Annotated in this window: 12 protein-coding genes; 8 read left to right on the top strand and 4 right to left on the bottom strand. The window is 56.9% G+C overall.

Features of this window, described 5'->3' with window-relative positions:
• The first annotated feature begins 77 nt into the window (after positions 1-77).
• From SH678x_RS11150 to SH678x_RS11165, 4 genes are read left to right on the top strand one after another with little or no spacing between them, the layout of a single operon-like run.
• Positions 78-719, top strand: a complete 642-nt coding sequence (locus SH678x_RS11150) for a hypothetical protein (RefSeq protein WP_496922989.1) — start codon at positions 78-80, stop codon at positions 717-719.
• 45 nt (positions 720-764) lie between these two features.
• The gene (locus SH678x_RS11155) at positions 765-1,043 is read left to right on the top strand and encodes a ribbon-helix-helix domain-containing protein (protein ID WP_496922990.1); all 279 of its coding nucleotides are present in this window, start codon (positions 765-767) and stop codon (positions 1,041-1,043) included.
• On the top strand, positions 1,043-1,207 hold the full coding sequence (locus tag SH678x_RS11160) for a hypothetical protein (protein WP_496922991.1): 165 nt from the start codon (positions 1,043-1,045) through the stop codon (positions 1,205-1,207). The genes SH678x_RS11155 and SH678x_RS11160 overlap by 1 nt, the downstream gene beginning before the upstream one ends.
• The gene (locus SH678x_RS11165; protein WP_496922992.1) at positions 1,185-1,364 is read left to right on the top strand and encodes a type II toxin-antitoxin system RelE/ParE family toxin; all 180 of its coding nucleotides are present in this window, start codon (positions 1,185-1,187) and stop codon (positions 1,362-1,364) included. Before SH678x_RS11160 ends, SH678x_RS11165 begins: the two co-directional genes overlap by 23 nt.
• 3 nt (positions 1,365-1,367) lie before the next feature.
• On the opposite strand, the gene SH678x_RS11170 is transcribed toward SH678x_RS11165, so the two are convergent.
• Positions 1,368-3,158 carry a Gfo/Idh/MocA family protein gene (locus SH678x_RS11170; protein ID WP_496922993.1) on the bottom strand — a complete coding sequence of 597 codons (1,791 nt, stop codon included), beginning with the start codon at positions 3,156-3,158 and terminating at the stop codon, positions 1,368-1,370.
• The gene (locus tag SH678x_RS11175; RefSeq protein ID WP_496922994.1) at positions 3,155-4,294 is read right to left on the bottom strand and encodes a DoxX family protein; all 1,140 of its coding nucleotides are present in this window, start codon (positions 4,292-4,294) and stop codon (positions 3,155-3,157) included. The genes SH678x_RS11170 and SH678x_RS11175 overlap by 4 nt, the downstream gene beginning before the upstream one ends.
• A gap of 213 nt (positions 4,295-4,507) precedes the next feature.
• Here SH678x_RS11175 and SH678x_RS11180 point away from each other — a divergent pair, with 213 nt between their 5' ends.
• The 3 genes from SH678x_RS11180 (at position 4,508) to SH678x_RS11190 (ending at position 8,516) form a co-directional block, all read left to right on the top strand.
• The gene (locus SH678x_RS11180) at positions 4,508-5,485 is read left to right on the top strand and encodes a D-2-hydroxyacid dehydrogenase (protein WP_496922995.1); all 978 of its coding nucleotides are present in this window, start codon (positions 4,508-4,510) and stop codon (positions 5,483-5,485) included.
• 496 nt (positions 5,486-5,981) lie between these two features.
• A complete protein-coding gene (locus tag SH678x_RS11185; RefSeq protein WP_496922996.1) occupies positions 5,982-7,088 on the top strand; it encodes a serine/threonine-protein kinase in 1,107 nt (368 codons plus the stop codon).
• A gap of 177 nt (positions 7,089-7,265) precedes the next feature.
• Positions 7,266-8,516, top strand: coding sequence for a hypothetical protein (locus SH678x_RS11190; protein WP_496922997.1), 1,251 nt, complete (start codon positions 7,266-7,268; stop codon positions 8,514-8,516).
• Here the strand turns inward: SH678x_RS11190 and SH678x_RS11195 are convergent.
• Together SH678x_RS11195 and SH678x_RS11200 are read right to left on the bottom strand one after the other, a co-directional pair.
• Positions 8,513-9,202: a PspA/IM30 family protein gene (locus SH678x_RS11195; protein WP_496922998.1), complete on the bottom strand. Its 690-nt coding sequence runs from the start codon at positions 9,200-9,202 to the stop codon at positions 8,513-8,515. The genes SH678x_RS11190 and SH678x_RS11195 overlap by 4 nt on opposite strands.
• Before the next feature lie 166 nt (positions 9,203-9,368).
• On the bottom strand, positions 9,369-10,178 hold the full coding sequence (locus SH678x_RS11200; RefSeq protein WP_496922999.1) for an RNA polymerase sigma factor: 810 nt from the start codon (positions 10,176-10,178) through the stop codon (positions 9,369-9,371).
• A gap of 200 nt (positions 10,179-10,378) precedes the next feature.
• Between SH678x_RS11200 and SH678x_RS11205 the strand changes: the two genes are divergently transcribed.
• A complete protein-coding gene (locus tag SH678x_RS11205; protein ID WP_496923000.1) occupies positions 10,379-13,546 on the top strand; it encodes a protein kinase domain-containing protein in 3,168 nt (1,055 codons plus the stop codon).
• Positions 13,547-13,602: the final 56 nt, after the last annotated feature.

Consider the following 13,602-nt stretch of genomic DNA (forward strand, 5'->3'; position numbering starts at 1 on the left):
TGGCCTGTAGTACCCTCACGTATTGAAGACGCGTAGGTCAGGAAGCTAGATTCTTCTGTCGCCTAGGCTCCCTCAGAATGACAAAAATTTTCTCCAAGATTCCATCCTCCCCGGCGAATAGCGAACAACACGAAATCATAATCGCGGAGATTCGACGCATGACCGCCAATGCCGGTGCCCTCGGGGCCAACGACAACCTGCTGTTCAAGGAGATCGAATATCAGTGGGAGGAAACCGCCCTGGGGCTGTGGCGGAGATATGTTTATCCCAGCGGCGCGCGATTCGAGGAGTTCAAATCACACGGCTATATCGGCCCGCTGCCGATTCTTCACTACACCTACGGCAAGTGCCCTGAGACGGGGAGGCGAATCGTCGCCCACGGTTTCATCGCGGTCGGCCGGCTCGCAAGAGGCGTGATCGCCATCGGCCATGCCTCGGTGGGAATCATCGCGATCGGCCAACTTGCCATTGGCTTGGGCCTGGGCTTAGGCCAAGCCGCCACGGGGATTGTTGCCATCGGCCAATTGGGAATCGGCGCGTACTTCGGCCTCGGCCAATTTGTGACGGGGCATATCGCCATCGGCCAGATCGCGCTGGGCGGCTACGTCCTCGCACAAGTAGGCTTCGGCTCGCACGTGTGGGACAGCGTCCACGGCGTCGACGCCGGAGCCAAGGCGTTCTTCGGGCCAGTCCTGCGGTGGTTTGGGATTGATGTATAATGGCAGTGAATGATTTGGTAACGAATCTCCAGAGCCGAGTGTTCCATGTCGGAAATTCAAATTAACTTGCCCGATGCAGCAGCTGAATTTGCAGGCGCACAAGTGTCGTCGGGAAGATTCCCATCCGTTGACGATTATTTTCATGCTCTTGTCCAGGCCGACCAATTATCTCGAGAAGAGCTTAATTCCATTTGGAAGAGTCCTAAGCTTGAGAAGCTTTTGGAAGAAGGAATTAACAGCGAGTCGTCGTATGAATGGAATGCAGAGTCACTTGCGAGACTTAAACAGCAAGTTTTGGATCGTTCGTCAGGAAAGCACTCGTAATGCTTACTTGTAAGTACACGAGCCATGCGGAAGTGGACTTGGCATCCTGTTCCGTGTATTTGCAAACACAAAGCGATGACTTGGCGATTCGCTTTCTCAACGCTTTTGATAAAACCGTTAACTTCCTCAAACAATCACCATTTGTCGGCAAGGTTTGCCCCTAACCCCAATCCACTTCTCGAAGGGACAAGAGTTTGGCGAATCAGTGGATTCAAGAACCACTTGATCTTTTACCGTGTCATTAAAAACGAGTTAAAAATCATTCGCGTTCTGCATGGCTCGCGAGATTTGGAATCAATGTTTGGCCATTCCGACTTTTGACCCCTACACCAACTCGCTCAGCTTCCGCGGCTTTTGGCCTTCGGGGGTTTCGTCGCTGTCGATGTCGAACCATTCCGGCTTGAAGTCGATGCGTTGGTTTTGCTTCATCGCGATGTTCGAGGTCAGTGCGATCACCGCGTCGGCGAGTGCCACCTTGGGTGGGCATTTGGGCTGATTGGCGGGGTCGGGATTGCGAATGCACCAGGCCCAATGTTCGATCTCTTCTTTGTAACCGCGACTGACGTCCTTGGGCAGCGCCGCTTCGGCGACCGCGGCTTGTCCGCCGCCTGTTTCGTAAGTATCCATCTTCGAGCCGCCGTCAGTCACGGAAATCTTTGTGGCCGTGTCGGACTTCTTGAACAGCATCGCTTCCTGCTCGCGGTCGAGGATCAGCGTCCCCTGCGTGCCAAGCACGACTTCGCCGTAACCGCCGTAACCATTGCCGTTGATCGACGAGTAAGTGACGATCGTCTTCTTGCTGGGATCGGCCACCTCGCCCTTGAAGCCTTCCTTGTAATAACCCTTGGCCGGATATTCAAAGATCGTGTAAACGTGGTCATCGACGTCGCGGTCGGCGGGGAACAAGGATCGACTGCCGTTGCCCGTGACGCTCAGCGGCAAGACTTTTTCATGGGCCGGATTCTGGGCACTGATGAAAATGCTCGCCGCATCGAGTTGATGGCTTCCCAGTTCCGCCATCAAACCCCCGCCCGTGCGATCCCACAACCGCCAGCGGATCAGTTCCTCAAGCGGAGTCCGCTCGCGGTTGAGCTCGGTGAGCATCCGGCTTTCGTAACCATAAGCGGCGGCATCCACTTGGGCGTCTTCGAGTTGCTGACGCTTCTGCGCGACTTTAAGAGCCCATTCCTCCGCAGCTGCACCGGAGCTTTGATCGCGTTGCTTGGTCCAAGCGTGAAGTTCACGCAGCAATTTGTATTCGTTCCGCAAAGCAGCGAGTGCCGCATCGCCGCCGCTGTTTTTTGCCGCGCGCTCCATCTCGGCGAATTCGCTGGGCGACAAAACATTCGTCGGCAATGCCGGTTGCCAACTGTCGTTGCCCGGCAGGTTGTCGCGATGCCATTGGGCGCGAATGTGATGCACGTAGCCCAACAGACCGCTGGAAATTTGATCGACCGCATTGGCGTAGAGAATGCTGTAATGCCGTTGATGACCGGTGGCGAGTATCTTGCCGGTTTCTTTCGCGACGCGGCCCATCTCTTTGCATTGGCGTACACTGTGAGCCATCAGTTTTTCGGTCAGCACGTGTTTGCCAGCACGCATCGCCTTGATCGCCGCCACGTCGTGGAGCCACAATGGCAGTGCGATAATCACAGCTTCGACGTTGGGATCGTTGATCAGCTCGTCGTAGGTTTGACCTTTTTCTTGGCAATAAATCTTGACGTTCTTTTCACCCTCGGCTTGATCCTTCCAACCATAAACACTGCACAAGCCCGGGCGGGCCTTAGCGGTGCCGGGGCTCGAAAGATCGCCATAAAACGCGCGGTGGATGTTGTAGGGACGAATGTCGGCGATGGCCACCACGTCGATGTATTCCGGATTGAGCGCGCCGATCAACACGCCCCCTTCATCTCCCGTGCCGATGATCCCCACCCGCAAACGGTCGTTCTTGATCGAGCCGTAGCCAAAATACATGGCCCCCAGCGACGCACCGGTGACGGCGCCACCGACCAGCGCTCCCTTGAGGAAGTCGCGGCGATTGGCGTTCAGATTGTAGCCGGTCGCTTCTTGAAAGTTTTGCTTACCGACGGCTTTTTCTTCGGGGGTGAGATTCATGCGTTAACTCCCTGGGCACTGCTTTTTGGAGTGACTTGGCGTCTGCTCCACAGTCCCTGGATAATAAAGTCGAGCCCCGCCCAGTGCCCCGCGCCGATGGCCGCGAGATAGATGAGGGCCGCGAATTCGACCAATTGATAGTAGAAAAACATCGCGTTGGCTCCCGCGACCCACGGGGGTTGCGAAGCCATCACGGACAACAAAAACAGAGCGCCGACCACCGCGGCCACGCGCGTGAAAAGTCCCAACATCAAGCAAATGCCCCCCCCCGTCACAACGCACGTGATCAGCACGTTCATGCGATTGAGTCGCGTCACTTCGGGATTGGCAACCGCCGCGTCAACCTGGTTAGCTAGCGGCGATTCCTGTTCTGGTACGGTCAAAATCCCGCGGAGTTCGTCAGCAAAACCCTCATCGAGCGATTTTGCCTGGGCCACCCACTTGCCGGGGGTCCGGTCGACCGTGGCTTGCTGGTCGCTCACCCGGGCGATTTCAAACGGCACTTCATCGAAAGCGGGCGTTTGTTTGGCCGTTTCCAAACGCCAAATTTCATGCTGATAGGCCTCAATGGCCAGGGCTTCTTCGGCTAGAAAATCGGCCAAATAACGCTCATGCTTTTTGAACGCTTCGTCAGCCTTTTCGAGTTGTTCCTTGCTCAGCGATTTAATCTGTTTGAACCGTTTGAGCGTGTCCTGCCAATCAGCGCGAATTTGCTCGCCCCAAGTTGCCGCGGGGGAAAAATCCGCGAACTGGGCTTCGGTCGGCTTGCCGCTCTTGAGTTCCCCCTGCCGCCGCTTCACGTAGCTGGCCACCCAACCGGAGAGCTTGGCGCTCTTCGCAGGATCAAGCTGCTTGGCGACCACCAAGTTGTTGCGCCACTTGTGGGTTGTGGGGGCTTGGTTCTGAAAAAACGGGGCCATCGGTCCCTTGGCTCCGTTCAAAAATCCTTCCGCCGAGAAGACCATCTTCCACTCGCCGCGGCTGGTGTCGTGCTCGACCTTTTTGATTCCTTCGCTGAAAAAATGCCAGCCAATGCACAGCCGCAGAAACACCAGCGCAACAATCGCCGACCAAACGCAGCAACTCACGCCCGTCGGCGTACAACTGTTCTTCTCAACGGTGGAGTTTTCGCTCACAATCGGAAACCTCGGTCAGCGGTCCGTCGAATGACGGAGGGATGGATATAGAGTTTAGGTGGGATATCTGAAAAGCAGGATGGCTGGCGACAAGATAACGAACGATTTTCTTACATGCCTAAGTAACTCATTTTAGGCCACAATTGCGGAATTCTCCAGTCCCTGGCGGCCTCGAAAGTTCCGTAAACTCGACAACTTACCCCGATTTTTCCCATGCGTATTGTCCTTTGCTATCCGGTAGAAGATCGCCACCTCGCCCAAATTCGCACGGCCTGGCCGGGCTGCGAAATTATCGACGCGGGACAGGAACGCATCGCCGAGGAGCTTCCCACGGCCGACATCTATTGTGGACACGCCAAAGTGCCGGTGCCCTGGGATGAAGTGGTCGCCGCAGGGCGGCTCCAGTGGATTCAATCTTCTGCCGCGGGGATGGATCACTGCCTCGTGCCGTCGGTCATTAATTCTGAAATCCCCGTGACTAGCGCTTCGGGCGTGCTCGCCAAACAGGTGGCCGATCACACGTTGGCGCTGTTGGCCGGAATACTTCGTAACCTGCCGACGTTTTTTCGCGCCAAAGATGCGCGGGAATTTATCCGCCGCCCGACCCGCGATCTGCACGGCGCGACCATCGGCATCGTCGGCATGGGGGGCAATGGGCGTGTGTTGGCCCGCGTGCTCAAGCCGTTCGAGACAACCATTCTCGCGACCGATTGGTATCCCGAGAACAAACCCACTGAAGTCGATGAACTTCATCCTGCCGATACGCTCGATGAGATTTTACCGCGCTGCGACATTCTCATCCTCGCCGCCCCGCTCAACGATTTCACCCGCGGCATGATCGACGAACGCCGGTTGCGATTACTGCCCAAAGAAGCTGTGATCGTCAACATGGCTCGCGGGCCGTTGATCGTCGAAAGCGATCTGGCCAAGGTTCTCACATCCGGCCACCTCTGGGGCGCGGCGATCGACGTCACCGAGGAAGAACCACTCCCCGCGGATAGTCCCCTGTGGGAGATTCCCAATCTCATCATTACCCCGCACGTCGGCGGTCAGCGCAAGAGTCGTATCGACGACATGACACGCTTGTTTCTAGAAAACTCCCGCCGCTGGCAAGCTGGCGAAACACTCATCAACCGCGTGGACAAGCAGTTGGGATTCCCCGAGCACGGGGCGATTTTGTTCTCGCCGTGAAGTGTCATAGCATTTAGCTGGAGTACGTAGATCGTTAAGTGTCATTCCGAGGGGCCCAGCATGTTTGTTGTAGCGCGACCCGAGGAATCTGGCTTCTAGCTTTTCACGTTTTCCCTACGAGATCGTGCCGCGCACCAGCTCCTTTCCACCTGTGGCGGATCAAGCCTCTCTCAGGATGACACATTGGGCGGGCTGGGCTAGTCATACTCTCCAAACACCTCGTGATCTTCTTCTCTTCTGAAGGTGTCTGAAAATCGTACAACCCGCATGTTTTCGCTGAAAATGCGGCCAAATTTGCGATCTGGACTCCCCGCAATCGCACACAGTATCATTTTCTTCGCCTCTGATCCTGACTAAGATGAAATTGTCGGGCCTCGAATCTGTCGGTTTTGGCCTGGCAGTTAGCAACCCACCTTGCCCTCCCCCTGGTCGGCATGACTTATTTGATGCACATCTTGAGCTCTCGACTCTCCTATCCCATGCACCCAGGTAACGGATGAATCCTTCGACAACGATCCTGCAAGGAACGCGGACGATCACTTTCGATGGCGAGCAATCCCGCCGCTGTCCCAACGAGCTGTATCAGCGCTACGAGCATCTGCTCAACACGCAATACATCGGTTGGACAGAGCATTTGCGCTTTCGTCGGTTGCTGGGAACCGGTGGCCAAGGCGTGGTGTATCTCACCGACCGCCGCGGCTCCGACGGTTTTACGCTGCCTGTCGCGTTGAAAGTTTTTTCGCCGGAGCGTTTTTCCTGCCAGCAAAGCTATGACTTGGCGATGGAACGGATCGCGCAAGTCGCCAGCTGCGTGGCCAAGATCCAGCACGACAACTTGCTCGACGTTCAGAATTTCACCGAGCGCCGCCGTATTCGCGTAATGGAAATGGAATGGGTCGACGGCTACGACCTCGACAATTTGCTCACCCCTGCGATGTTTTCCCGTGTGCAACAACGTGTGAGCAATCGTCGCTGGAAATATATTAACGACGTGATCGTCACCGCCGGCCCCGTGCGGCCCCGTTTGAAACCGGGCGTGGCGGTTGCGATTATTCGTGCCTGTCTCGCTGCACTGGCTGCACTGCACCGCGAGCGAATTGTCCACGGCGACTTGAAGCCGTCGAATATCATGGTCAAGCGCACGGGTCATCCGAAGATCGTCGACATTGGTTCGGCTTTGCAGCTCGACAACATGCCCGAGCAGCGCACCTGCACACCGCAATATGCCGCGCCGGAAATGCTCGAGCGGAACGAATTCACTCCGCGCGCTGACTTGGCGAGCCTTGGTTACGTGTTGATCGAAGTTTTGGCGGGTCGGCCATTGTTTGCTGGCTTACGTAATCTGGGCGAACTGCTCGAAGCCAAGTGGACCCTGCCGCAACGACTTGAGCGCATCTTGCCCGAGGACGTGGCCGACAGCGATTTGCTGATGAGTATTTGCCGGCGTCTCACTTCCCCCGATCCCGTGTTGCGGTTTGGCAGTGCCGAAGATGCCGACACCGGCAGCGGCGGGTTGGCCGAATTCCAGCGTTCACTCGTGATCGGCGATTTGGCCAGCGAATACGAAAACGAGCTCCGCGTCTGGCTCGAAGAATTGGACTGATAAGTTAGCCACGTCGCTTGCGACGGTTTGCCGAAAACACGGTAATTTGGGTCATTTGCCGCGAGGATTGACGTTTCTCACCCCTCATGGCAAGCTAGACTTCCCTTGGCAGGGATGCCCTGTCTGCAAATCCGCCCGCCGCGAATCTTGCCTAAATCGCCACAGGAGTTTCAAGCGATGCAATCCACGCTCATGCTATTGGTTGTGTTTCTGGCTGCCCAAATCGGCGATCGCTATCCCGATTTGTCCCCACCGCCCGCTGAGGAAACCCCTGCGGAAGCCACGACCGAAACTCCGACAACCGACGCTCCTGCTGGCGATTCGACCGACGTCACGAGCAATCTGTTTGACGAGATCGATGCCACGGCCCAGCCCCTCGCGACTCCCCCCGATTCCAATCCGCTGAGTTCCGAAGAATCCCCCGACCTCGATTCTCCCACAACGACAACTCCCAATACTACTGCTCCAGCTTTTGGCGCCACCACTCCACCCGCCACGCAGCCTCCACGCACTCCCACCACAACAGAGACGGCACCACCCGCCAGCGAAACCGATCCGGCCAAGCTGCTCGCGAGTTTTTTGGAACCCCCGTTGGGGGAACAACTCAAGGGCACGCCGATCACCTTGGCCCAGGCGGTGAATAATTCACTCTCACGCAACGAGCAAACGCAGCGCGTGATCGCCTACTGGGAGTTGTCCCAAGCCATCGCGAATTATTACCTCGCGCTCGACGACCGCACAAAGCTCGTGGCTCTCGAACAGGCGATCACACAACCGGGCCCCGAATGGGAGCTTGCGAAACAGACCGCCGAAAACCGCGTGCAACTTGCTCGCGACCGGGCGCGCGTGGCTCAAGAAAATTTAGCCGCGATGATGGGCAACGTGACCTTCGGCTTCATGCCGTTGCCGAGCGATGCCCCATTTTCCGACGCCTACGAAACCCGCTATGCCGAAATTTTTCAGAATCGCCCTTCGCAGCTTGCTCAGCAGCTGAATGAACTCTTGCCGCGGGCTTATACCGACTTGTCGACGCGCACGCTGGAAATCGCCGATGCCCGCAAGTGGATGTTTCAGGTGAGCGATGCCCGCAGCCCGCAATCCGATGGCAGCGATCTGTTGATGGCCTTTGAACTGTTCTCCGCCCGGCGGCGGATGTTTGTCGGCGCGGTCAAGGAATACAACCTCGGCATCGTCCGCTACACCGAGATCGCCACCCCCGGCACGCTCGATACGGACCGTCTCGTAGCGATGCTGATCCGCACCGGCAGTTCCCCGGCAAGCACGTTCGACACCGAAGTGCAACGCGCGAACGCCGTGGAAGGACTCAACGATTCATCAAGCGTTGCGCCGCAGACACCCAGCGTCAGCGGCTGGCAAGGCGTCCCCACCAACGGCTCCGAACGCTCGATCTTAGTTCCGAAAAGCTAACTCGCTTGCGGCTTAGCGCCCCGTTGTTTGAGCGCCATCAACTCCGCATCGACATCGATATTCGCTTCCGGCTCGCAGCACTCCCCCAATTCAACCGTGCGAGTCGCCGATTGTAATTCCGACATCGCTTCGGCCTCAGCCTCGGCTTGTTCGACGCGATTCCGCAGGCGCTCAAACTTCGCGAATGCATGTTGATCGAGTTCCGAAGGAGCACCCAAATCGACGGTTTGCATCTTCTTGCGAAACGCGGCCGCGCGATGCCGCACCGACAGATTCGCCAAACTACGTTTCGCTTCCGTGAGTTTTGCCTTCATCGCTTCGAGTTGCCTCTTCAAGGCTTGAGCCGCTTCCTGCGAGGCCGTGAGTTGATCTTCGAGCGCCGCCACAAGTTTTTCGTGCTCTTGTTTCCGCTTGATCGCCTTGCGAGCCAATTCATCATCGCCGGCCTGGACCGCTTGTTCGGCCCGCTCCAGCCATTGCGTGGTTTGCACTTGGTTGGTTTTGAGAGCCTTAGACGTGATTTTTTCGCTGGCCAGGGCTCTGGCCGTTTCCTCGGTCGCCTTGGCGATCGATTCTTCCATCTCGCGAATCGCTTGCTTCAACAGCTTTTCGGGATTCTCAAAGCCGTCGACGAGTTCATTAAAATTGGCCGAGAGAATATCGCTGATACGTTTGAAGATTCCCATGATCGTTTCCTGCACACAAATTGTTGGCTTGGCGGCCGAACAACACGCTCTGGCAACGCCTCTACCAACCTTCATGTCAGGAAATTGGAAAACTCGTAAATAATTTCTCTGACAGCCCAATAGCCGGACCGCCACGCGGTCCGGGGTCTTCAAGACAGCATTGATCTCAGCAGTCCAGCGGCAGCTTCGTCAGCGTCTCCCGAATCCGCGTTGGCTTATGAGCTTCCAACGACTCGCGTTCCACGAATTCCTGCCCCCCGCGAATTGCCTGCTCCAGCCCGCCGTGATCGTGCAGATATTCGCCCAGCCGATTCCATTCCGCCGCGAATTCCTGCTCAACCTCTGCTGCATCACAATAGCGAACCACGTGCGAGCGAACCGCCGACTCCAATTGCTCATTAAGCCGCTTGCGAGCATGGCGGTAATAATTGTCGACGTCGCTGGTGCTGATGCCGAGTGCCGTGGCGGTTTCCGTAATCGACAACTCTTCGCAAATCCGGCCGTAAAGCACGCGGAAATAGTTTCCCTTGCCAGCCGCATGATATTCGCGTGCCATCGTGCGCAGCGTTTGTTGCAACAATTCCTCAGCCCACGCGGCAAAGAAGGCCGTGTCGACATCGGCGGAACTTGTGGGCCGCGTGTGTAGCAATTCCTCGGCCAAAGCTTGCTCGAATTCCCCTTTCTTGCGCGTCGCGCGAAATTCATTCGCTTGCAGCTTGCAAACAACGCTGCACAACAACGTGCGCAGCTTGGCTTGCCGGCTGCTCACCCACCGCTCGAGCAACTTATTGCGAATGACGACCTCGAAGCATTGCGAGGCCAAGTCCTCAGCCGTGGCCAGCGTCGCCGCACCACGCCGCAAAGCAAATCGGCAGATTGGTCCCCAATAATCGGTCAGAAATTCCTGCCAGTCGCGTTCACTTTGACCGTCAACGAGTCGCAGTATCAGCGTATGCCGTGTTTGGGGAAAACTCATGGTAGAAAATATATCCCCCTCCCCTGTACTCGGGGGAGGGGCTAGGGAGGGGGAATTTAGCAGCATCACCAGCTACACTATTCTAGCAAGCGTCGTATTAAAAGTTCTTCTGAGATTTCCATCTTTGCTTTACGAATTGTCTCGCCAACGGACATGAACTTAGTGATCCGCCCGCAAAAACCCTGCTAACTTGTCCCGTCATGCCGCAACTCTCACCCAACAACCTGACGGATTCAATCGACTCGCCCGCCCGGCGAGCCCAAATCCTCACGTTGTTGAACCAACTCTGTGAACAAGTCGCCAAGCTGCACGCCAATGGCCAACTGCATCGCGCAATCAACGCCGAAAACGTTTCCGTCAGCCCAAACTTTCAGGCCACGTTATCCCCGCCCCAGGAAATCGCCGTTGAATGCGCAGGTCCTTGGGCCTCTGTTCCGCCGGAATTAGAATCCGCGACCACGCTGCTCGCTCCTGCCGACATCAAGCAAGCCGAATCCGTTCTCCGGCGTGCCGACATTCACTGCGACCCCCGCCGCATCGACCTCTTTCAAATCGGCCAGCTCGCTCTTCAATGGCTCACCGGCGAATCGGTTGAAGCCTATCTCACGAGCCCGCAAGTAGCCGCCAAAGTACCCGCGGAGTTTCGTGAGTTGATTGACGGTGCCTTAGGCTACGATCCCGCGCGGCGTTTCACCAACAGCCAAGAAATACAAGCCGCACTCGCAAACGTAGCAAAGTCCATTACGGCCAATAACGAAACTCCAGCACGCGGCACTGGCATCGATGTCCATCACGACACGCCCGCCTTTGGTCATCAGCAAGCACAAACAGAAATCCCGTTTGAACGCTTGGGGCCTTATCGTATCGACGCCAAAATCGGTGCGGGCGGCATGGGCGATGTTTACCGCGGTTACGACGAACGGCTCGAACGGACCGTCGCGATCAAAGTCTTGCCGCGCGAATTGGCACGGCAACAAGCTTTTGTCGACCGGTTTACTTCTGAAGCCCGCGCGGTGGCGAAACTCGTTCATCCCCACATCGTGCCCATCTATCAAATCGGCGAAGAGCAAGGGCATCACTACTTCGCGATGCAATACATCGCTGGGGGTTCGCTCACCGAGCTGTTGAAGGCGAACGGCAAGCTGCCATCTCAATCGGCCGTGCAGTTGATTGCCCAAGTCGTTGCGGGGCTCGCTCACGCGCACGAGCAGGGTCTCGTTCACCGCGACATCAAGCCGGGCAACATTCTGATCGATCACCTTTCGGGCAAAGCCCTGCTTGCCGATTTTGGTTTGGTGAAGTCGCTCTCCAGTGAGTTGCAACAAACGGCCACCGGCGTCGTGATGGGGACCGTCGATTATTTGTCCCCCGAGCAAGGCCGAGGGCAACCGGTCGATGGCCGCAGCGATCTCTATTCGGTCGGCGTGTTGCTCTATCAGATGCTCAGCGGGCGGTTGCCGTTCCAAGCCGACAGTCCCACGTCGATGATCTTTCAGCATGCGTATGAAATTCCGCCGCCGCTCACCGAGATCATTCCTAGTGTGCCAGCCGACGTGGCCCAGATCGTCCATCGCTTGCTGCTCAAAGATCCCAACGCCCGCTATCAAACGGCTGGCGAATTGCTCGCGGATCTCAACCGCGTGCAAGCGGGCCAATCGCTTTCCCAAAACTCGGCGGCGACATCCCGGCCTACGTCGGTGATCTATCTTCCCGCCGAACCGGCGAGCCCGTCTTCTGCCATCGAAAACTATCCGAGTGCGTTCGAGCAGCCCGCATGGCCAGCGCGATTGCGAGCGTTCTTCAATCTGCACGCTCCTGAATCGCTCAAGAATTTGCAGAACACGCAACAATTGGTCGATGGAGGCTTGGCCGTCTTTCAGCACCGTCGCCAACAACTCGCCGCGCTCGCCGAAGAGGCTTACGCCGTCGAACGCGCGCTCACCGATCAAATCGCGCTCGAGCAAGAGAGCCTGGCCGAATTGCGGCAACAACAGGGGAACACGCCCAGCGCAGAATTGGAAATTCCCATCGCCGAACGGGAAACGAATCTTGAATATTTGGAGAGCCAACTCGTCGAGCAACGCCGACAGTCGCAGCAAATCCGCCAGCGTTTGTCTGATATCAATGCTCAGTTACAGAATCTGCGTTCCCAACGCGACTTGCTCCGCGCACGATTGGAAACGACCCAAGATCGGATGGCTATCGAGCGCGGCGAAACACCTCCAAGCAAATTCCATATTCCCCCGAGGGCTGCCCTACTTACAGCGGGAATCGTGGGGATTGTGCTCCTGGGCTTAATCTCGCGCAAATCGACTCCTCCTTCTGAAAGATTCTCTATCGGTGTACCGGCGCCCCCATCTCCGGGATTGACGGGAGGCGACACGATCACCATTGCCAAGGGTTCCGTCGATCTCATGTCGTTGATCGCCGTCGAGCGGGATGCGATCTCCGGGATCTGGCGGCGAGACCCCCGCGGTGATATCTGGCGAGAGCAACGCGATTTGGGCGCGAAAAGCCTCGTCGTGCCAATCCTGATTGATGGCTCTTATGAACTCTCGGCCCGATTTGAGGTTCGCGCCGGTGCGCCTAACCGAGCCGTCGGTTTTCAACTTCCATTCGGCGCGGGCCGTGGCATGGTCGTGTTGGGTATGGATCATTTGCAATCCATCAATGGCGTGGGTGGAGTGATGGGTTTAATGCCCTATGACCTGGCCAATCCCACCTTTAATTCCGAGTATCGGTTTCATCCAGGATTCGAACACAACGTCGTGATCGGCGTGCGTCTGGCAGGGAAAAATGTTTCGATTCGCGTGATGGATAATAATGAAACAGTCATCGATTGGACCGGTTTACAAAGCGACATTCATCGTGGTTTGAGCATAAAGGGCAGTCCTCCCACAGACGATCGCTTTATCATCAACGTGTGGGGGAGCACGGTGATCTTCAGCGAATTGAAGTTGCAGATGTACGATGGCCAAGCCACGATCCTTCAGCGCGAAGCCGCAGTGCCTAAGAAAGCTGCCCCTGGCCCCTATCACGGCACGTGGCAGATCAACTTCCCCGCCGGTGCCCAGCGGGCGGTGACGATTCTCTCGATGCCCAAGGACGAGCTCATGCTCTACGGCAGTGGAAATCTCGATGGCCGCTATCGCTGGGAGGAAGACCGACTCGTGATGGTCGAGCCCGAGGACAAACGCTACCAACATTTGATCTGGGAGAAACAAGGCGAGGATCTGGTGCTCGTCGAAGAGCCCCCCGATCACCCCAGCGGCGCGCGCTACGTCGGCGTGCGACTTAAATTCATTTCCCAGGACACTTCCAAGGAAACCCAGGCCACGGTTCCTGTCTTGCCGGTGAAGCCCAAATAGCCGCTTGCGGCTTGGCGGCCTGCAAGAACTTCTTATTTTCGCGTACAATAGCGCAT

The sequence above is a fragment of the Bythopirellula superficialaquae genome (assembly GCF_059632245.1).